Source organism: Flagellimonas alvinocaridis (assembly GCF_004916895.1).
Classification (GTDB): Bacteria; Bacteroidota; Bacteroidia; order Flavobacteriales; family Flavobacteriaceae; genus Flagellimonas; species Flagellimonas alvinocaridis.
On record NZ_SNTZ01000125.1, the window covers coordinates 1 to 371 of the forward strand.

Here is a 371-nt window from a genome sequence, read left to right on the forward strand (position 1 = left end):
ATAATGCGCCATTGGAGGTCAGTTTTACGGGCAGTGGCTCCACGGACGATGTGGGGGTGGTGTCGCACAGTTGGGACTTTGGCGACGGTGGCAGCTCCACCTTGGCGGACCCCGTCCACACCTATTCCTCACCGGGAAGCTATACCGCAACCCTTACCGTACAGGATGGGGAAGGCGAAACGGATATTGACACAATCTCCATAACGGTGACCCAAGCAGGCAATTCGGCCCCGGTAGCGGTTGCCACGGCGAGCCCTTTGACGGGCAATGCGCCATTGGAGGTCAGTTTTACGGGCAGTGGCTCCACGGACGATGTGGGGGTGGTGTCGCACAGTTGGGACTTTGGCGACGGTGGCAGCTCCACCTTGGCG

Annotated in this window: 1 protein-coding gene; it reads left to right on the plus strand. The window is 60.4% G+C overall.

Going from position 1 to position 371, the window contains the following annotated elements:
* Positions 1-371 (plus strand): PKD domain-containing protein (locus EZV76_RS17035; protein ID WP_136567712.1); only part of this gene is annotated, 371 nt, incomplete at both ends.